General features: G+C 57.2%; 1 protein-coding gene. It reads right to left on the bottom strand.

All coding sequences use genetic code 11. The features are described from left to right. The coding region (locus tag F0Q45_RS26795; protein ID WP_188113207.1) for a transposase at nucleotides 1–446 on the bottom strand (446 nt) is incomplete at both ends.

The raw sequence follows: 446 nt of genomic DNA, 5'->3' as shown, positions 1-446 counted from the left end.
CCCGGTAATTCTGGGTTAGTTCTAATGTCGTGCGACGTTAGTCTTTTTACGGTCGATGGATTTGAGGATGGTGTCGGCGTCTTTGGTCCAGATGAACGGTTGCGCGCGGGGGTTCCAGCCGCTGATGAACTCGCGATTTTGGTGGTCAGCTCGCGTACTGAGCCGAAGCTGCCGCGGCGGATCGCTTGCCGGTCGATGATGCCGAACCAGATCTCGACCATGTTCAACCAGCATGCCGAGTTCGGCGTGAAATGTGGTGTGACCTGGGGGTGGTCGTCGAACCATTTCCGTACGGCCGGGTGTTTGTGGGTGGCGTAGTTGTCCATCACCGGGTGTATTTCCTGGTGCGGGTAGGCCTTGTTGATGGTGTTGAGCAATTTCAGGAATTCCTGATGGCGGTGGCGTTGATGGCACTGACCGATCGCTTCGCCGGTGGCGGTGTTTAG

Source organism: Mycobacterium simiae, from assembly GCF_008370645.1.
Classification (GTDB): Bacteria; Actinomycetota; Actinomycetes; order Mycobacteriales; family Mycobacteriaceae; genus Mycobacterium; species Mycobacterium simiae_A.
Note: the sequence above shows the minus strand (reverse complement) of the source record. Positions and strands in the feature narration are given on the sequence as shown.